Consider the following 20861-nt stretch of genomic DNA (forward strand, 5'->3'; position numbering starts at 1 on the left):
AAACGATATTTTTGCAAAATAGTAACTTAATTGCCAATCATATTTTAAATAATCCGAAAAATCTAAAATCGTAAATTTAAAATGAGTAATGACTTTACAAACAAAAAGGATGTGTCAAAAACTTTTGACACATCCTTTTATTTCTTTTATACCTAAAGTTTATTTCTTTTCAACTAGTGGTGCGATAGCCTCTGCCACTTGTTTTTGCGTTTCTTTTACAGCCTCATTTGTCGGCTCAACAGTTGCAGCTTGTTTCAGATAATCCTGGGCTTTCTTGAAATCAGCCAAAGCTTTTGCCTTTTCTGCTTCATATTTTTCTTTCTCAGAAGTAGCATAAGGAGTTGCTTTTTGAAGGATAGATGCCCCATTATTGAAATAAAGAGTACCTAAACTCAACAATCCGCGTGCTTTCAATTGTTTGTTAGAAACCTGACTACTCTTTGTGAAATTTTCCGCAGCCTTGGCAATATCGTTAGCTTTTTGGAATTTCTGACCTTCTTTAGCAAAATAATCAGAATATGCTTTTTCCAACTTCACGTTTTGTCCCGGGGTTGCTTTAATCCCGTCCTGTAACGTTTTCAACATTTCCGGAATCTTTTTCAAGTTCTCCTGAGCATCAGCCATTCCCAGATAAGAAGAGGCAACTTTGTAATTATTCTTGATAGACATACCAAAGTATTTCTCGGCATTGGCATAATCTTTCAATTTAGTTGCACAAACAGCCACGTTATAAACCGTTGCGTCATCTTTGAATTCGATTAATTTCAGGTATTGCTCCCACTTGGTAAAAGCCTCTTTATAATTCTTGGCTCTCCAAGCTGCATTACCTTCATTCTTAACTTTGCCGGATTCATCGGTCTGTGCAAATAGAGCCCCTCCTACAAACAAGCTCGTTAGAACAAATAAAAGTAGTTTCTTCATATTTTCCGTGTGTTTTTGTTTAACATGAATAAATTCGTTGTTTATGCCCACTAAGATAACACTCTATTAAGAAAAATCAAAAGTCTCTTAACTTATTTTTTACATTTCTCGAATCATTTCACGCTATCTGATTGATAAAGAAGAGACAAAATTTTCTTTAAACCTGCTTCATCTTCCCTGTCAAAGGCCCCTAACTGGTCGCTATCCACGTCCAGACAGCCAAAAATACGGCCTTCGGGATCCCGCAAAGGGATTACAATCTCACTTTTCGAGGCGGCATTACAAGCGATATGCCCCGGAAATTCTTCCACGTTATCCACGATAACCGTATCCCCGGAGTTGATCGCGGCCCAGCAAACACCCCCGTTTCGGAGTTTCTGACAAGCCACCGGCCCCTGGTAGGAACGTACAATTAAATCCCCGTCAACCAACACGTATACCCCTGTCCAAAAAAAAGACTGCATCTTATGATGCAATACGGCCTCCATCGTTGCCAACCGGGCCCATATATCTTCCGTGGTCTGGATATACTGCTTGATCTGATCATATAACCGGTCGTATTTTGCCAGTTTTCTTGAAGTCTCCATAAAATGAATGTTTATAAAGTTTATAAGGTTCGTAAAGTTCATAAGGTTTTAAGAGTATAAAATCAAGGAATCATTCTCCACTTTATAAACCTTATGAACTTTCAAACTTATTACAGGTTTTGTAATATATCCACCAAGTGGCTCCACCACATCTGTACCGTCTTAATATTAATCTTTTCATCCGGGGAGTGAACACCTCTCAGTGTCGGTCCGAAGGATACCATATCCATGTTCGGATATTTCTCCAAGAACAAACCGCATTCCAATCCGGCATGGATAGATCGTACGATCGGTTCTTTACCAAACAGACGTTTGTAAGAATCCACGGCAACTTTTACCACCGGAGAATCCGGATTCGGTGCCCAACCCGGGTACCCTTCCCCATGCTCAACCTTGGCTCCTGCCAGTGTGAACACGGATTCAACCATATTAGCGATATTGAATTTTTCCGAATTCACGTCACTCCGTTGTGAAGTGGTGATCAAAATATTATTGGGTTCGTTGAATCTAACAGCTGCCAGATTTGTTGATGTTTCAACCAATCCCGGCATACGGTAACTCATGGAGAAAACCCCGTGAGGACAAGCGTACAACGCGTTTACAAGTGCATCCGTACTTTCTTTTGTCAACACGTTTTCTGGCACATCCGTAGACTCTAATGCTAACTGCAAACCGGGTTCCGTGATTTTCCACACGTTTTCCATTTCTGCACTATATATATTAAAGTCGACTCTCACGTTTTCCTTGTACTGCTCGGGGAACGTGATCACCGCAAAAGATTCACGGGCGATAGCATTCCGCAGATTACCTCCTTCAAACACGGAAACACGAATTCCGTATTTTACATTCAAATCCCACAAGAAACGGTTCAGAATCTTGATGGCATTTCCCCTGCCTTTATTAATATCATCACCGGAATGCCCCCCCTGAAGTCCTTTCACTTGTACCTTCACGGCAAAAGAATCGACTGGGGTCTTCTCGGTCTTGTAGCCCATGTTAATCACGGTATCGATACCACCGGCACAACCGATAAACATCTCTCCTTCATCCTCCGAATCCAGATTCAAAAGTATATTCCCGCTCAGGAATCCCGGTTGCAGAGCAAAAGCACCCGTCAACCCGGTCTCTTCATCCACGGTAAACAAACATTCGATCGGTCCATGTGCGATGTCGGTAGAAGTCAACACGGCCATCTGAGCCGCCATACCAATCCCGTCATCAGCACCAAGAGTGGTTCCTTTAGCACGTACCCATTCTCCATCCACATAGGGTTGTATCGGATCTTTATCAAAATCATGTACCGTATCTGAATTCTTCTCACAAACCATATCCATATGAGCCTGCAAAATCACGGTCGGTGCATTCTCTTTTCCTTTTGTTGCAGGCTTTTTAATCAACACATTGCCTGCATCATCCCGTTTCGCCTCCAGATTGTGTTTCTTCGCCCAATCCAATAAATAAGCGATAATTTTACCTTCTTTCTTTGACGGTCTGGGAACCTGACATATTTCTTCAAAATATCCCCAAACTGCTTCTGGTTTTAATCCTTCAAAAACTCCCATAACAATTTATGATTTACAATTTTAGATTTATAATTTCAAATTTCAACCTGTAACCTGTTAACTCGCAACCTACAACTCGCCGTAGGCGATCTATTGCAAATTCAACTTTTTCAACACCCATATCGCGGACTTCAGCTCCTGCGGGGACAAAGTAAAACTTATATCCGTGTGAACCTGTTCCACGATCTGGCGCAACGTATGACGGGATTCTACCCCTTTTTCAGTTAGTACCACGAAATTACTCCGCTTATCATCTTTGTCCATCTTTCTTTGCACGTAACCTCTTTTTTGCAAGGTGTTCAATAGTTTTGTGACATTGTATTTATCCTTCTGGAGACGTTTGGAAATGTTCTGCTGGTTCACGTGATCCTGTTCCCATAACACTTCCAGAAGTTCATACTGCTCCCGGCTAAGATCATACCCGGCATTTTGGAAACTGCGATTTAAAACTTTGGTGTAACCTCTTTCCGCCTTGCTCAAGAGAGCTACTAATTCACTTACTTCCGTCATAGTCGTTGCATTTTATACTATGCACAAACTTAATTATTATTATTGAAAAAAGCGGCAATATCTGCAAAAATATTACCGCTTTTTCTATTTCCATCTTGTAATCTTTACTTTATCACTTCCCCGTTTTCATAGTAACAATCCTTCTCCAAGAAAGAGAAATAGACATCACTTTCCGGGTATCCGATCTCTTTCAGACACTCGAAAATAATCTTTGCCACCGCATTCTGCTGTTCCAACGGACGCTTAAAATACTCCACCTTCACAAAAGGATAAGCCTGAAATTGCTCGTGTCCAGAAATAAAAGAAGAGTCAATAGCTTCTATTACAACTGTCTCTCTCGGACATCCCAAGGTGCGAACAATCTCCGAGATCAATCGCTCCCCTACCAAGTCCAATCTACTTTTTTCTACTGCATGAAATCTTAAAAATGGCATAACGAATCAATTTTCAATTCTCAACTTTCAATTGCTTAAAGAACCATTCCGCCGTGTCCCGTACCTTCTTCACCACGTCATCCAAAGGCAACGGCATTTGTCCCCCGGCGGCATTTAAATGTCCTCCACCATTGAAAAACTCTTTTGCCCACAGGTTCACGGGGATATTGCCCTTTGACCGGAAGGATAACTTCACTTTATCTTTACGCTCGGTAATCTGAATAGAAACCAGTACATCCTCGATGGACAAGGGTATGTTTACTAATCCTTCCAGATCCCCGTCTTTATAATTGTATAATTCCAATTCCTGAAACGTGATCGGAATCGTGGCCACCGGAAAATGCTCGTCAATCGTCAGCTTATTCAACAGGCAATTCCCCGTCAGACGTAACCGGGAAAGCGTGTTTCGTTGATAAAGCTGTTCGTGTACGTAGTCTTTATTCAGTCCTAATGCCAACAAATCGGCAATCACACGATACGTTTCCGGATGAGAAGAATTGTGACTTAATCCTCCCGTGTCGGTTGAAATCCCGGTATAAATGGCATTCGCTATATCCGTGTCAATGATCTCTTTACCCCATACTCCGGAAATTACATTATAAAGTAATTCACACGTGGAGGAAACACTCGTGTCCGAAATCCGATACGTCACGTCATCCGGATCCGGGTGGTGATCAATCATGATAACCTCCCCTTTGAACTCCTTCACGAAAGGCTCCAAATCTCCTTCCCTGGTCACGGTATTATGATCTAGCATGAACAATATATCCGCTTGATGTAACCAATGTTTACATTCTTTAGGCCGATTCTGAAAAGATATTGCATCCGGAATACGCTTCAACCACTTTAAATAATCCGGGATATAATCACACGTCATCAACTGTGCCTGTATTCCCACCCGATCCAACACTTGCCACAGGGCAGAACATGAACCGGCAGCATCTCCGTCTGGTGATATGTGAGGAATGATAACCGCCTTTAAATCTCTGCTTTCCAGCCTCTCCTTTATTCTTTCTATGATTGTTTCGTACATTTGTATTATCTTTTCAGTATGAATTCTCGCAAAAATAGGAAAAAACTGCTTTTCTCATCTAAAATATGGAATTTAAATACTCACAAACCCAAAATTCGAAGTAATATAGCCGAGATCCCAAGGAAAAAATACCCCTTATTCGTTGCTTGTTCAGAGATCATCTTTTGCTTATCCATTCCCCATTGTATAAGCTCTGTATGAGTTTCGAATATTCTACGAATAAGGGGTTTATTCACGTTAGCTTTACCATTTATTCTGGGATAGATCTCTTTTAATCTAATATCTATTAAGTATTCGTGAAATGTGAAAAAACGAACGTTTAATGATTTACATTAAGTAATTATAATCATTTCAAAAAAAATTTTTATTTTATATTTTAATTAAAATATAAAATAAAAATTTTTTTTGGAAATATAATAATGTCCTTAATGTACAATCATTAAACGTTCCATTTATGATACAAAATTACCTGCAAATACCTAGATAAAAATAACAGAATGACAGTTTGTTAACTTAATAATTAAGAAGGATTCCAATAATACCCATGCCAAAAAGTTTTGTACCACATTTCACGGATAAAGAAAGAGAAAAAAACTTTCATTACTTATATGAAAAGTATGGGATTACTCTACGCTATTTTGCCATAAAGTATATTAATGATCAAGATATTATCTCTGATATCATTCAAGATGCATTTGTCCGATTATGGGAAAAAATGTCCCAATTTAAAGATGAAAATGAGGTGAAAGCCTTTCTTTACAAAGTTGTACAAAATTCCTGTATTGATCTGATTCGCCATGAGGCTGTTGCTCAAAAATATGTTCAACACGTTAATTCTGAAGATACTGAAGAAAAATCATTTTTGGACAACATACTGGAAACTGAAATATTCCAAGCTTTACGTATTGTATTTAACGAACTCCCTCCTGCTTGTAAAGAAGTATATTTACTCAGTTTACAAGGAAAAAGCCACGAAGAAATCTCTCAACAATTAGATATCACAATTAATACCGTGAAAAAACACAAGAACAACGCAAACCATTATATGCGAGAACGCCTCAAATATCTACTTACTGTTCTGACGTGGTTATAATACAAAAATTCTCCCCGCAAAGTCTTACGAGGAGAATCATTGATAGAAATTTATTATTTATTTTGATAAAGTCTCAATTAAGGCCATGTAACTATCCCGCACACCAGGTCTAGCTTTCTCCATCTCTTTTTTCGCATAAGTTACAGCTCGATTTTTCTCTTTAGAAGAAGCATCTTTCAGTAAATAATGAAGAATTACATCCAAGTTTAGACGTGTTCTATCATCTTGATTCGATGTAACATCTTTCTCGTAAAAATCGATTAGTTGGCTAAATTCTTTTTTGTCATACATGGAAATAATTTTATTTAGCAACACCAAAGAATAATCCAAAGAAAATTTACCTGTATTTACCAGATTCCAAGCTACAGCTATGTCATTTTTAGAGACAGAACCTTTCAAATATTCAATAACCATAGGGAAAATAACCTTTTCAATCTTTTTATTTACCACACTATCCCCAATATTTTCCACGAACTTCTCTCGATTCGTTACCAAATATCTGAATTCTTGATCTGTAACGTTATTCACAAAATTCTCATACAACTCCCAAGCTGATTTACTATATAAATCCGGAGCCTTCAAAGTTGCAAGGTAAGAACGAGCCTCTCCCATTACATTCTTTACATCACCAGCATCTGCCATTGTATAAAAATAATCTGCCATTAATTCTGCCGACCGATCACCAGCCTCATACCTGCTTTTCTGAATGTAGAAAGGAATTTTCAGATTCTGTCCTCTTTTTATTGCCGTCATGAATGCTTGTACACTCCGCCCTCCTCGAATTTTATAAATAATATTTCCATCACCGTCTAATAAAAACATTGTTGGGAAGGCGTCTACTCCATATCTTTTCAATAAATCTCGTCCTTCACCCTTTTCCATATCCACTTTTAGATTTACAAAATTCTGATTAAAAAAATCACCTACTTGTTTTTGTTTGAAGACTTGATTACTCATCATCTTACAAGGACCACACCATGTTGTGTAACAATCCATAAAAATCAGTTTTCCTTGTTCTTTGGCCTTTTTCAAGGCCTCGTTAAAAGTAATATCCTCAAATTTTATTCCTTCGGTATTCACCATATCGCTTATCGCTGCCAAATAATTTTTTTTGGCTCCCCCGGCTTTCTCTGATCTTTTTTGAAAGTAATTGATCAAACGCTCTTTATCTGTCTTGTCTAAATCCTTCATTTCGGCTAAAGATAAATCCAATGCAACCGCAATTGTAGACTCCCATGTCGGGACAACAGTCTCGATCACATCCATCATTTTACTGAAATTCCCCTCTCCCCGGTACTTGGCAATGGTATATAAAGAATAAACCATATTCTCTTTTGGCAATCCTGCTTTTTGAATATCCAAATAAATATTCAGTAATTTTTCACCGTTATAAACCTCTTTTCCAGATGCGTATGAATAGAGAGTTCTAGCATAGAGATTAGAAATAAACTGATTGACCTGTTCCTCTCCATTTGATTTGACGAAATCCACTTTATGATCCAACATATATTTAAACATTTCACTGTCAATATCTTTTGTCATATAACAAAATGATTTCCAGTACACTTTTTTAGACCAATCCGATTTTTTCAGTTTACTGAAAAGTTCTTCAACAACTTTTTTATATGTCTCATCTTCGCTGGCAATTTTCAATACATCAGCATACGCATTCAAGAATTTAACATTTCTTTCTCCGGCAGCATATCTCTTGTTCATACCTGCCAATGAAGTTTTAGGATTTAAAGCATTTTTCAAAATAGCTTTGAATTCAGGGATCTGATGCCCTCCTACAATCCGATGCACCACTTCACCATCACTATTTAAAACGAGATAATGTGCTTGAAATGTAATTTTATACTTATCTGCAAACGGACGGCCTGCCGGGGTAGTTACATCTATAAAAAAATTCACGAAATGTTTGTCCATCCAATCTGCAAATTCTTGATCACTAAACACTAATTTATTCATAGAGTGACAGGGAACAGCCCAATCTGCAAAACAATTAAAGAAAATCAGTTTGTTCTCTTCCTTTGCTTTCTTCAATGCCTCTTCAAAAGAATAGACATATTTCATTTTCACGTCAGCCTTCACGGCATCTCCGTACATGCTTTGGGCAAAAGAGCCCAAAGCTAAAAAACATACAAGATTTAATACTAAAGTAAACTTTTTCATGTGATTGTTTTTACATTTTATTCTTTTATACAACGAACACTATATGCAGCACTTAATTTGGAAGAACTTCTCATAATGCGATCCTCTTTCAAAAAAAGTATCCTTGTTATCCCTAAATCGACTGTATCACTTTCTACTTTACGAGTTGCCGACCAAAAGTAGGCATTAACATCTTTGTTATAAAAATTTCCACCATACATGTGAGACCCATATACTCTGGCGCCGGCATAACCTGCATTAAAACCGATTCCCTGTTCCCCCTCTTTCAATAGGTCACCTTCATAACTTCCTCGCCACTCGTCCAACATATTTATTTCTGAAACAGACATACCCAAGGTTTCTTCCAATCGTCATCCGTCGGAAGACGCCAGCCATCGGGTACTGCCTGCAAGGCTCCTTCGTACGTGTACAAAAAGCCATATTTACTAGAATAATGTCCATTTGTACTTTCAGCTTTCTCAAAAAACTGTTTCGACACCTCCATAAGTGCTTGAGGATAAAGATTATTGTAAATCCGTCTTAAAGATATAACTGCATTTGGAAAAGTTGCACCGTAACTATTCTCAACTTGATTGATATAGGAATCCGGTTTAAAATAATCAAGCCATAAAACGAGTATATCTGCCAATTTCATAGTCCCGACAGTTCCCTCAAATTCCCCCCGTGTAATTCCGGCCCGTATGGAATCCGCCCATAATTCTTGATTAATGACAATATCTTGTGCTCTCATATTTTCTTCTCCATAAGTATAGCATCCGTCCATACTTCCGCGTGGAGAACGATATTTAAGATTCTCAGCCATCCAAGTTTGTCCCCCGATAGTAATGCATTTATACGTCTTCGAATCTCTAGGATCCTGAAAATCAGAAAAACTGACCTCAGGTTTTACCCGATTAGAATTATTATCATCCTGACAACTACAATACACTATAATGCCTAATAATATTATAATGACCTTTTTCATACTTACATTTCTTTATAGTTCCACACCCAGTTTATTGGCGACAATATCATATAAAATCTCATATTTCTCCATAACCAAAGGACAGTCTCCCCATAATTCTTCGAATTCGTCTCTTGACAATCTTAGCATTTCCGTAATGTATAGTACTAGATCGATTTCATTCTTGCGAGGAGACATGACATTTGCGAACGTATCACCATTAACAAAACCCCATTGCCCAATCGCAGCTCGTACCGCTGCTCTAAATTCAGCCAATTCTTCCTCGGTAAAGTAAGAGGCCAGATACCAATCTTCAGACAAAGCGGATGGGGTAAACCAAGCTTTAGGTTGCCCAATTCCGTCTACATAGTCATAGTAATGAGGATCCAAGCTAGACCAGATTTCACCATACCAAGTGGGATCCGAAATAGTATTAAATGCCTCTAACAGATCCTTATAATTAACAATTTTAGATTTCACCATTTCTCGAACCATCTCTCCCGGTAAATTTTCAACCTGAGAGTCCGTCCAATCTCCCGTCATTAATAATGTTCGATAATTGATCGTGTAAGCCCCCTTTTCATAAATCTCTTCTTTATCATTCGAATCAGTTATTTTTGCAGATTTGGTAACAAAGAAATTAAACGGATGAAGAGGTTTTGCGGCTAGTTTTAAGTAATTTTCAATGATATCTAACGCTTTCAGTTGCTCATCCGGGTCCATCATGTATTCATAATCGTAAGTAACCCGATCATAGGAAGTGAATCCCCAAGCTAAATCCAAGGTTTCATAACGATAAACATCCTTTCCGGTCACATCTTTTTTCACGAAAATTCGCCCGATCGTGTCATTAAAATAAACGGGTATCCCGTATTCGCTGTACATCTCGAAAACACGATGTTTCACTGGATCTGACGGATCATCCTGAATACCGTACAGATTTTCGATCTCAATCTTAGACGTTAGTTCGTCCTCATTCCCGCACCCTAAAATCAAGAACGCAAAAACTAAATATATAACATTTCTCATAACCTATTCATTATTTCTGTATATCAACCTAACATATTCCCTATTTTCTCTGATATTATCGGGCATACCTTTATCAAATTCCAACACGGATTTCGGAATAGCGAAAACATACGCCAAATCATCTTCTTTTAACTGGTAGACTTCTGCATATTTAAATATATTTCGACTTTCCCAATCATAAATGGCATACACTCTTTCTATGGTCTTTTTAAAAGGAGCTTTTTTACACACGGCGTACCTTCTTAGGTCAAACCACCGATGTCCTTCCAGGCATAACTCTTTTCTCCTTTCTACACGTACTTGATCTATTACCTCATTGGCATCGTATTCTACATCTGTGTAATTTTCAATACGTTTATGCCTCAATTGATTCAACCAATCAGATGCCCCTTCAGCATCCCCCTGCATGGCACAAGCTTCTGCTACATTCAAATATCCTTCTGCCGTACGTAACGTAAAGATGTCCGAAACATAAGAACGATGCTTTCCCATCTCGTATTTACGATTTAAGCCCAAACTATCACTTTGTGTTGATCGAACAAAATAAATTCCCTTCCGGTAATCATTTTCATCATATAGTTTATACAAATCATTGGATATACAAAAATCTCCCCCAACTCCCGTAAAATCACACTGCAAATTTAAAGGACCTTGTGAGAACAAGAGTTCCGGACTACTCTCGGATATTGCATATCCTTTCTCATTGTCAACGATACTACTATAATCTAACAGAGATTTGTTTTCTGCCAACAGCTCTTTTGCTGTTATTTCTGCATTCTTCCAATCCTGCATATACAAATATACCCGGCTCAACAATAATAAAGCAGCACCCTTAGAAGCCCGGTAAAAACTTTTTGTCTGGGGACTTTTCGTGAAACAATCCACAGATTCCTTTAAATCTTTCACAATCTGCTCATAAACTTTAGCAACAGGAGTACGTTCAAACTGAGTTTCTTTATCCTTATCATGCTCCACGTAATAGGTCAACTTTAAAGGCACTCCCAAATCCGTTGCCGCATTATCCGGATCGTACGCTTTAGCATACATATTCACAAGTAATAAGTAAAACTGTGCCCGTAAAAAATAACATTCTCCTTGCACCCGAATGGCATCCATTTTATCTTGTTCCGTACTTTGACTCACGTTGCCAAGTTCGTGCAAAATAATATTCATTGAATTAATCCGTTGATATAAGGCATCCCAATTGGCATTATCTCCGGACAAATTATTTCCCGTGTAATTTCTCCCCACTTCCATTTGCCAAGTCGTGTACCCATAATAAACTTGATCCATTTCCTGCAAACCTTTGTTCGCAACATAAGCAATGACCGTATTAATGTCATCATCTAGAATATTAAGTTGCCAGCCAATTGAACCACTTCTCAAATACTGTACTTCCGAAGAAGGTACATATCCATTTCCTAGCAAAACTTCATTCAAATCCGATACCGTTTTCGGGACAACGAGATCCTGCGAATATTCGTCAAGAAAATTCCCGCAACCCGTAAACAGGATTAAAATAGCGATGTAAATAATATTTTTCATTATCATGACTATTAAAATGTAACATTAAATTGGAATGTGTAAGAAGGACGAACCGATAAGTTCGGTTTTGCAAAACCCGCTTGTGAAGGGTCCTGTCCTTTCAATTCTTTAGCAGATATCGTGAATAAATTCAACGCATTTAAGCTAAGCGATATGTTAGAAAAAGGTGTTTTCTTTAACAACTCGGAAGAGAGATTATAACGTATGGTCATAGATGAACATTTCAAGTAATTACCGCTAACGACACGAATATCAGAGTTATCATACATATTCCAAACATTGGATGCAAAATTTTGTATATGTGTTGCTGTTGTCGGTCCTGCTGAAAAATGAGCATAATATGTCATGTATTCAGGATCTGCCGGACTCATGATAACCGGAATATTCGTATGTGCTTCATCACCGGGAGCCATCCAACGATTCATGAATTCTTTTCTCACGTTCATCTCCGAACTAACACCCGAAACCACTGGAGAATACAACGGGAATAATCTTACTTTTGAACCGATGCTATAAGATAAATTCATCGACAGAGAAAAATTTTTGTACGTGAAATTATTCGAGAAATTACCACTAAAAATCGGATCACGTTGTCCACTCTTTTCCATGGTCATCAACACCGTTTCTTCTAACGTTTTATATTCTAGTAAATGTTTCCGGTCATTATAATCATCAAACATCGGAGTTCCATTCGAAGGATTCAATCCCCAAAATTTGTACGAATAAAAACTACCAATTGCTGCCCCGTCAACCAACGCAGTACCATTCAAATAATCATTTAACGTATAACTTTCAACCGATGCTGTCTGAACTTTATTAAAGTTTCCTGAATAATACGTGGAGAATTTCCATTGGAAATCTTTTGTTTTAACAGGCGTGGCAGACAGAGAAATAGAGTAGCCGCTATTCTTCAAATCCCCACCATTCATAACGTAAGCATGATTGGCCACTCCGTTTACCGAAGAAACTCTCACATCAGTAAAACAATCCGTGGTTTTCTTGGAATAAACAGAAAACTCCACGTTCAAACGTGAATTAAAAAATCCAATCTCAAGACCTCCGTCTAATTGTTGCGTCTCTTCCCAGCGTAAATTAGGATTCGGGTAACGAGCTATCGTAGACACGTTCTCATTGTAAATAGGTTCCAATGTACCTTGTTTAATAATCAAATTCGGACTTTGGTCTTCCAACATATTTCCTTGTATACCGAATGATCCTCTCAATCGCAATTCACTAATAAACTTAACGTTTTTTAATATATTTTCCTGCAAATTCCAGTTACCAGAAACAGACCATACCGGTAAAAAACGTTCATTACTGCGGCTACCAAACTTATTGGAAGCATCAAAACGTCCATTCACATTCAACGTGAAATGATTTTGATAACTATAACTCAGTACAAAATACCCGGATATCTGGTGAGAAATACCATGCGCTATACTACGGTGATTCTGGTTCAACCAATCCTTGTACCACGGATAATCATCCAAATTTTGTAATTCATCAATAAACTGCAGTCCCCGGTCCTTCACGAATCCTCGGTTTTCATCACTGATCTGTCTGGTTGTATTTCCATTTAACTCGAATCCACCCATCAGCATCATCATATGTTGTTGATTTTCTCCAAATAATTTACGATAATCAACCTGAGTACGGAAAGTATACCCTTCTGTAATAGAATTTACTGTTTTTAGAATACCCCCGTAAGGCAAATAACAATATCCGGATGAACCTGTCAACGGAAGAGACTCATACTCGGCATTTTTCCAACGAGCTACATAATGCGTTTTTTCTCCCCACCATTGTTCCTGTAAAGTACTACTCCTGTTATAATTTCCAGATACAGAGATATCCAGTCCAGTGATCGGGGTTAATTTGATATCAAGCATTGCTCCAATCGTGTTTCCGTCATACTCGTTAGAACTATTTTCTATTTCATTTAAAATATTATACCTAAACTTATTGCTATACCTGTTCGTTCCACCGTAAGCCGACTTGTTATAATAATAAAGTGTTCCATCAGGATTAAAACAAGGTAAAGCCCGGGTCGTGTTATAAGCATAATCCATTGCATCAATCTCATCCATCAAGTGATTTTTCTTTTGCACGTTCCCGTTCATGGAAAAATTAGCCTTAATTTTCTTCGAGAAAGTCATATCCAAATTCAAACGTGTCGTGTAACGCTCGGTATAAGTTGTTTTAGAAACTCCATTTTCCTTGTTATACCCGATTGATACATAATAGCGGATATCATCATTACCACCCGATACACCAAATGTGTGATCATGAGAATAAGTATCACGTGTTAAAATATCAAACCAATCCGTGTTCACGGTTTCATACCATTTCACGTTTTCCACAAATTCATCATACGTGGATAAACCTTTATAATAACTATCCAAAGCTCCTTCGTATCCGACCATAGTCATGTCTGATGGGAATTGGTAATGCAGATCACTAAGTTCCTTACCAAACTGTACCCGCTCTTGCGAGTTCATCAAGTTTATATTTCTATCCGAATAACGAGGACGACGCGTATATTTTGATGAGTGATTATAGGAGAAACGAGCCGGACCGATTGCCCCTTTTTTAGTCGTAACTACAATCACGCCATTGGCTGCTCTTGTTCCGTAAAGAGCCGTGGCCGAAGCGTCTTTCAATACATCAATACGTTCAATATCCTGTGGATTAATCCCGGCAATAGCATTACCGATAATATTAATATAATCCGGATTATTCAAATCATCATTACTCACGTTAACCGGATCGTGCATAATAAAACCGTCCAACACCCACAACGGCTCCCGGTTACCCAGCAACGTGGAAGTACCTCTTACCCGAATTCTAGGAGTCGCTCCTACTTCCCCCGAATTACTGATTAATACCAATTCAGGAATCCGTCCTTCCAAAGCTTGATCAATGCTCGTCATACCGGGAGTTAATATATCCGATGCTTTTACGGAACTTACAGCACTGGTCAAATGTCTTTTATCAATATTCTGATAACCGGTCACAACCACCTCTTCAACTTCCGTCAAGTCTTCTTCTAATTTTACGTCAATTTTCGTTTTATTCCCGACTTTCACGTACTGTGTTTTCATTCCCATAAATGAAAAAATCAATGTACATTCCCCATCTTTAGGCACCCCGATCTTGTACTCTCCATTGGTATTCGTGGCCATTCCTGTCGTGGTTCCTTTAATTAACAACGTAGCTCCCGGCAAAGGATTACCAGCTTGATCCGTAACCACTCCGGAGATGTATTTCAACTCCTGTTCTTTCTCTTGGGTAGCTTTCAATTTAAACACGATCGTGTTTCCATTAATCGCGTACGTGAGTTTCGTGTCTTTCAAACAATCCTCCATCACTTGTTGAATCGTCGCGTTCGTAAATGATACATCCCGTTGTTTGAAGGAGGTTAACTGAGGATCGCTATACACGAAATCATAGACCGAAATACGCTTGATCTCGTTAATCACATCTTTCAAAGTTGCATTCTTCAGGTTGAAGGACAACTTCATTTCCTGCGAGTAGACTCGCTGGCTAAATTGCATAGAAAAAACCAGGAAAAGGAAAAATAAAAAATACCTCTTCCTTACAAGATTACAATTTTTCTTCATAACTTTGTAAATCAAATTTATAACTATTCGTCCCCTGTTCTTAGCGGGGGATGGTTAAAGTAGCGTTCCCGCGCTACTTTTTATTTTACAACAACGACGTTATCTCTTATATCAAATTTCACACACCCCGTGTCTTCAAGTAATTGAAGGACCTCCGCAAAAGCATCATGTTTCTTTATATTCAGAGAGAATGGTATTAACCGGGCATCTTCCCGGGCATAACGTACATCAAAATCATACCATTTACCCAGATCCTTTAAAATATCTTCCAAAGAACAATTATCAAATATCAACCGTCCGTCTTTCCAGCCTAGGAACAAATCCACGTTCACCTCCCGTACATCCATCTGTGACGTTTTCTTGTCAAAAGAGGCCTGCATATTCGGGGTCAGGATCACCCCGCACCCCTCACTTTCCACGCTCACTTTTCCCTTTTTAAGTGTTGTACGGACACATTCTTCATCCCCATAAGCCCGCACCCCGAATTCCGTTCCGAGAACCTGTATCTCCAAAGAATTTGCCTCCACGATAAAAGGTTTACACGTATCTCTTTCCACCTCAAAATACGCTTCTCCTTTCAAATAAACCCGCCTGTCTTTACCACTGAATTTGACTGGATATGTTAATTCTGATTCGGCATTCAGATAAACTGTCGTCCCGTCGGACAATACCAGCACGTACTCCCCACCCCGGGGTATTTTCATCGTGTGGAACTCCATCACCGTGTCAACACTTCCTTCCGTGTAGGTCAAAATTTCCTTGTTCGCGGAAAGTGCCACTTTCGTGGAAACCAATGATGCCAGAGAGCTTGTGTCTTTTAAATTCACGGTCGTCCCGTCCCCCATAACCAAAATTGCCTGAGGTTTTATTTTCTTTATCAGATGAGCCTTAGCCATCAAGGAATCACCAGGTAACTCAACATCCCGATCTCCCAACATCCAGATCCCACCGATCAACACAACTGCAATCAATATTGCGGCGTACTGAAACATCCGTCTCATACTCAAGCGCCGACGTCCAATCGTTTTCCCATAGATCAGTTTCCATTCTGATTCCATCTCCTTACCCGTCATCTCGCAAGCCTTTAAACTTTCCTCGAAATGAACACGGGAAGTCATTCTTTGAAAAAGAGCCTCGTTCTCGGGGAAACTTTCCCGCCATTCAAGCAACTCCTTTTTCCCGGTATCATCCAACGTCCCTTGCACGTGGCGGACAATTAACTGTACGATATATTCTCTTGTTTTCAATGTCATTTTTGTGCTTTTAATACCAAAACGGGAACCACCCCCTTTGGTGTAATAAGAAAATGCCACTTTTTTCAAAAAAAATTCACACAATATATTAATCTTCTATTAATCAATACATTCTCTCACATCAGTTTGTTATACTATCGTTAAACACGTGTTTCATAGAAACGGAGACTTTACGAAGGCATATCGACGGGATAAAGGGACAGATATAAAAGAATATATGCCGCAAGGACGAACAAAAACATGAGGTTGGTCGACTTATACCCGGACTTCGTCTATTATTTCATCCCCATTCCCAAACATCTTCTACTTTTATCCCGTGAATAAAAAATCAATACAATATGAAATCTATCCTATGCTATCTATTCTTTTTTATCCCGCTCGCCTATCAGCAAACACACGCTCAAGTCTACTTTAAAACGGAGTACATCAGTTCTACCTCATATAAAGATGAAGAGAATAAACTTTCGGGAGCCAAGGGAGATTTAAAAGTAATACAAGGTGGATTCCGAGTTCCGCTTTCAGTTAAAATGAACGAGAATAACAGCCCCACGGCCTGGGTAATCGGATGTAGCGCATCACACGCAAGCATGAGTAACAAGAAACTTCCCGTAACCCTATGTCCCTCGGATATGTTAAACCTTCAAATCGGGTTAACACACACGAGACCGCTAAATGCTAAATGGTCCATGCTGGCAACCGTTGGGGCCGGCCTTTACATGGATAGCGATAATCTATCCAAGGCAAGATGGGATAATATACTGGGACAAGGTGCCATCGTGTTCATCCGCCATTTACGCCCGAACCTAGACCTTGGTGTGGGAGCCGCCCTGAATAACACGTTTGGTTATCCTATGCTCTTCCCCGCATTCTATTTCAACTGGCGATTAGAAGGACGTTACGAGGTAAATGTTGCCTTAATTGATGCCGTGCGGGTTTCCGTGGGCATGAAATTTAACAACCACCTGAAATTAAGTCTTGTTGCCGAAATGGACGGGATGATGGCTCTTTCCGAGAGAAACGGGAAAAAGATGTATTTCACCCAGCAATACGTGGTTGTCGGGTTACGTCCGGAATTCACACTCGGCAAATCGTTATCCATCCCGCTCACCTTGGGCATTACTCCGGCTCGGAGTGCTTTTTACTCGAAAAGAAGTTTAAAGGAATACTTCTCCGATGACGACGAGAGCGATCCGCATTTCAGATTGGGATTCTATTGCTCTCTCGGTATAGCATGGAAATTCTAAAAAGAAATCATTAAATTTATCCCCAGTTTTACACGCAAATGTCCAATTCAATCACATATAAAAACGGAAACCAGTATTGGGAAAATTTCCTAATGCATCCAAAATTTCGGATTTTCAGGCACTTGTTGATTCTCCTGCTGCTTGGAATTATCGTCATGAGGGGACTCTTCGAGAACTCCGAGTTTTCCCCGGGATGGAATGCCATCACGTTGATTAACATCACCCTCATATTCCTGTTCTGGGGGATAATATGCTTGAACACGTATATATTAATACCTCGTCTTCTTTTTAAAGGTAAGTATTGGACATACGCGATTTGCCTGCTTTCGTGTACCCTATTTCTCCTATTCATGATGTTTCTGGTTATTTTCATCTCGAAATTTTATTTCCCGGTATTTCACGAGGCAATTAAACCGAATTGTAATCTTTTTCTGTTCTTTTTCATTAACTTCCTAGGCATCTTTTTTTATATCTCGGCATTTTCCATGACCATATTCCTGCAACGCTGGATCATGCACAGCCGACAATTGCAGGAATTGGAAAAAAGCAAGGTACAGAATGAACTCGACCGTCTGAAAGATCAGGTTCAACCGGACTTCTTGTCACGTATGTTAAACACGGCCAACGTGCTGACCAAAAAGGATGCGGGCAAAGCTTCTTCTCTCTTACTCCGTTTAAGTCGCCTGCTGCGCTATCAACTCTATGATAGTATGCGGGAAAAGGTGCTGTTAAGTGCGGATATTTCGTTTATTCGGGATTACATGAACTTAGAGAAAATACTCAACGATCGTTTTGACTTCAGTATCACGATGGATAAGGACATTGATCATGTTCTGGTTCCTCCCTTGCTTTTTATTCCTGTTGTTGAACATGCCCTCGGGTATATCCGATCCCATGACACGGGTAAATTCCCCGATATATACATCCTGTTCAAAATGAAGAACAACAACCTGTACTTCGCCTGTATCTATCCTCCCGGCCTTTCGAAAGAGCCAGCCAACGGGTTATATAACCTGCATCGAAGACTCCAGTTATTGTACGGGGAGAGCTTTCTACTTGAAACAAAACAAGGAGACAAAAATAACATTACCAGTTTACAAATATGTTTATAAAGAACCACCTGAACCCGCACTTTCAGTTGAATCCAAATTTCAACCAGATCAGAAATATCACGACCTTTCTGATCATCGCTTTCTTTGCTTTCCAGAACGTGTACGGTTACTTCACCGGGATAGGCTGGTTCTATGCTTATCTCATCAGCTTGTCCATGTTCATGCTACCGACCTATATCAACCAGTTTATCTTGATTCCCCACCTGCTCGTGAAGAATAAATTGTCGTTTTATATTGCGGCCTTGTTTCTCATCATTATTACAGGATTATTGATTTATGTCCCTATCGTTCAGTATCTTTATCAAAAATATGGCGTGATCACGGAGATTTTCGTGAACGAGAACGCCTACTCTTTACCCAATGTTCTTTACGCGATCGTGATCATCGGGATGATCACCATGGGAACCACCAGTATCGAACTGTTCCGGCGCTGGATGATCTATGACCGGCAAATCACGGAACTGGAAAAAACTACGATGCAGTCGGAATTGCAGCAATTGAAGAACCAGATCAATCCCCATTTCCTGTTCAATATGCTCAACAATGCCAATATTCTCGTGAAGGAAGACCCGGACGAGGCTTCCCGTCTCCTGACCAAGCTCGACGATATGCTGCGCTACCAATTGAACGACAGCGCCCGGCAAGAGGTTTTCTTGAGTGCGGACATTCACTTCCTGACGGGATTTCTCGAACTGGAAAAGATGCGCCGGGATCATTTCGAGTACTTGATCTCAAAGGAAGGTGATGTGAATAACGTGAAGATTCCCCCGCTACTCTTTATCCCCTTTGTTGAAAATGCTATAAAACATAACCCCGATAGCGAGAATTTATCGTACATTTACCTTTATTTTTGTGTGGAACATGACGAGCTGACTTTCACCTGCGAAAACTCCAAACCTCTCGTTCCGGTAAAGAAAGAAACCGGAGGGTTAGGATTGTCAAACGTGCAACGACGTTTGGAGTTATTGTACGGGAAGGATTACTCGCTTCGGATAGAAGAAACAGAAACGCAATATAAAGTTCATTTACAATTGAAATTATGAAATGTATTATTGTCGACGACGAGCCGATCGCACGGAAGGGTATCCGGTCTCTTATAGCCCGGGTGCCGGAACTGGAACTGATGGAGATGTTCAATAATGCCTCCTCCGCGGCCACTTACCTAACCTCTCACCCGGTAGACCTCGTCTTTCTCGACGTACAGATGCCCGGTATCACGGGAATCGAGTTCGCCCGGAATATTTCTAAAGATACATTGATCATCTTTACAACAGCGTACACGGAATACGCGTTAGATAGTTACGAGGTGGATGCCGTGGATTATCTGGTAAAACCCATTGAATTCGAACGTTTCCAGAAAGCGGTCAACAAAGCAATGAACTATCACACTTTACTCGTCACGGGAGAAAAAGAAAACATCGAGGAAGTGGAGAATGATTACCTGTTTGTGAAATCCGAACGCCGTTATTTCAAGGTAAATTTCGAGGATATTCTTTTTATCGAGGGACTGAAAGATTACGTGATTCTCCAGTTGAAAGATCAACGGATCATTACCAAAATGACTCTCAAGGCCATACACGAACAACTTCCTGCCAGTCTGTTTTTCCGCATTAACAAATCCTATATCATCAACACCCGACACATCACCTCCTTCGACAACAACGACGTCACCATCCGCTCACACGAAATCGCCATTGGCAATAGTTACCGGGACGACTTTTTCGAGAAATTCGTGACGAAAAGAGGTGGGTTCAAAAAAGGTGTTCTTTAAAAAATAGCATTGAAGATAAAAGATAAATTCTT

16 protein-coding genes and 1 pseudogene are annotated in these 20861 nt (G+C 39.5%); 5 read left to right on the plus strand and 12 right to left on the minus strand.

The genetic code is table 11. The features are described from left to right. Positions 1 to 159: 159 nt before the first annotated feature. The 6 genes from F1644_RS01105 to F1644_RS01130 all read right to left on the minus strand — a co-directional run bounded on the left by F1644_RS01105 (position 160) and on the right by F1644_RS01130 (position 5047). Positions 160 to 921: a tetratricopeptide repeat protein gene (locus F1644_RS01105; protein WP_118302320.1), complete on the minus strand. Its 762-nt coding sequence runs from the start codon at positions 919 to 921 to the stop codon at positions 160 to 162. 113 nt (positions 922 to 1034) lie between these two features. Next, the gene (locus F1644_RS01110; protein WP_118594305.1) at positions 1035 to 1508 is read right to left on the minus strand and encodes a GAF domain-containing protein; all 474 of its coding nucleotides are present in this window, start codon (positions 1506 to 1508) and stop codon (positions 1035 to 1037) included. 110 nt (positions 1509 to 1618) lie between these two features. After that, on the minus strand, positions 1619 to 3070 hold the full coding sequence (locus tag F1644_RS01115) for an aminoacyl-histidine dipeptidase (protein ID WP_118302316.1): 1452 nt from the start codon (positions 3068 to 3070) through the stop codon (positions 1619 to 1621). A gap of 90 nt (positions 3071 to 3160) precedes the next feature. Then, positions 3161 to 3580 (minus strand): MarR family winged helix-turn-helix transcriptional regulator, encoded by a 420-nt coding sequence (locus F1644_RS01120; RefSeq protein ID WP_118302314.1) that lies wholly within the window; start codon positions 3578 to 3580, stop codon positions 3161 to 3163. A gap of 104 nt (positions 3581 to 3684) precedes the next feature. Then, positions 3685 to 4014, minus strand: coding sequence for a DUF1904 family protein (locus F1644_RS01125; RefSeq protein ID WP_087420267.1), 330 nt, complete (start codon positions 4012 to 4014; stop codon positions 3685 to 3687). Between the two features lie 13 nt (positions 4015 to 4027). Continuing rightward, entirely contained in the window at positions 4028 to 5047 is a 1020-nt protein-coding gene (locus F1644_RS01130) for a DHH family phosphoesterase (RefSeq protein WP_118302312.1), read from the minus strand. 544 nt (positions 5048 to 5591) lie between these two features. Between F1644_RS01130 and F1644_RS01135 the strand changes: the two genes are divergently transcribed. Next, entirely contained in the window at positions 5592 to 6140 is a 549-nt protein-coding gene (locus F1644_RS01135) for an RNA polymerase sigma factor (protein WP_118302310.1), read from the plus strand. Positions 6141 to 6197: 57 nt separating this feature from the next. Here the strand turns inward: F1644_RS01135 and F1644_RS01140 are convergent, their stop codons facing one another. From F1644_RS01140 to F1644_RS01170, 6 genes and pseudogenes are all read right to left on the minus strand, one after another. After that, a complete protein-coding gene (locus F1644_RS01140) occupies positions 6198 to 8312 on the minus strand; it encodes a thioredoxin family protein (RefSeq protein ID WP_168044184.1) in 2115 nt (704 codons plus the stop codon). Positions 8313 to 8329: 17 nt separating this feature from the next. Further along, positions 8330 to 9276 (minus strand): annotated as a pseudogene (locus F1644_RS01150) (FISUMP domain-containing protein). A 12-nt stretch (positions 9277 to 9288) separates the two neighbouring features. Continuing rightward, a complete protein-coding gene (locus F1644_RS01155) occupies positions 9289 to 10284 on the minus strand; it encodes a hypothetical protein (RefSeq protein WP_087420272.1) in 996 nt (331 codons plus the stop codon). Positions 10285 to 10287: 3 nt separating this feature from the next. Next, positions 10288 to 11829: a RagB/SusD family nutrient uptake outer membrane protein gene (locus F1644_RS01160; RefSeq protein ID WP_158571939.1), complete on the minus strand. Its 1542-nt coding sequence runs from the start codon at positions 11827 to 11829 to the stop codon at positions 10288 to 10290. Positions 11830 to 11840: 11 nt separating this feature from the next. Further along, positions 11841 to 15449 carry a SusC/RagA family TonB-linked outer membrane protein gene (locus tag F1644_RS01165; RefSeq protein ID WP_168044182.1) on the minus strand — a complete coding sequence of 1203 codons (3609 nt, stop codon included), beginning with the start codon at positions 15447 to 15449 and terminating at the stop codon, positions 11841 to 11843. A gap of 80 nt (positions 15450 to 15529) precedes the next feature. Beyond that, complete coding sequence (locus tag F1644_RS01170; protein WP_168044180.1) at positions 15530 to 16702, minus strand: FecR family protein; 1173 nt, start codon at positions 16700 to 16702, stop codon at positions 15530 to 15532. 338 nt (positions 16703 to 17040) lie between these two features. Between F1644_RS01170 and F1644_RS01175 the strand changes: the two genes are divergently transcribed. From F1644_RS01175 to F1644_RS01190, 4 genes are all read left to right on the plus strand, one after another. Continuing rightward, positions 17041 to 17946, plus strand: a complete 906-nt coding sequence (locus F1644_RS01175; protein ID WP_168044178.1) for a DUF6268 family outer membrane beta-barrel protein — start codon at positions 17041 to 17043, stop codon at positions 17944 to 17946. A 92-nt stretch (positions 17947 to 18038) separates the two neighbouring features. Next, positions 18039 to 19058, plus strand: coding sequence for a sensor histidine kinase (locus tag F1644_RS01180; RefSeq protein ID WP_162613734.1), 1020 nt, complete (start codon positions 18039 to 18041; stop codon positions 19056 to 19058). Further along, on the plus strand, positions 19049 to 20101 hold the full coding sequence (locus F1644_RS01185; RefSeq protein WP_168044176.1) for a sensor histidine kinase: 1053 nt from the start codon (positions 19049 to 19051) through the stop codon (positions 20099 to 20101). The genes F1644_RS01180 and F1644_RS01185 overlap by 10 nt, the downstream gene beginning before the upstream one ends. Beyond that, complete coding sequence (locus F1644_RS01190) at positions 20098 to 20829, plus strand: LytR/AlgR family response regulator transcription factor (protein WP_118302292.1); 732 nt, start codon at positions 20098 to 20100, stop codon at positions 20827 to 20829. The genes F1644_RS01185 and F1644_RS01190 overlap by 4 nt, the downstream gene beginning before the upstream one ends. Positions 20830 to 20861 lie beyond the last annotated feature (32 nt).

This window comes from Butyricimonas paravirosa, assembly GCF_032878955.1.
Taxonomy (GTDB): domain Bacteria; phylum Bacteroidota; class Bacteroidia; order Bacteroidales; family Marinifilaceae; genus Butyricimonas; species Butyricimonas paravirosa.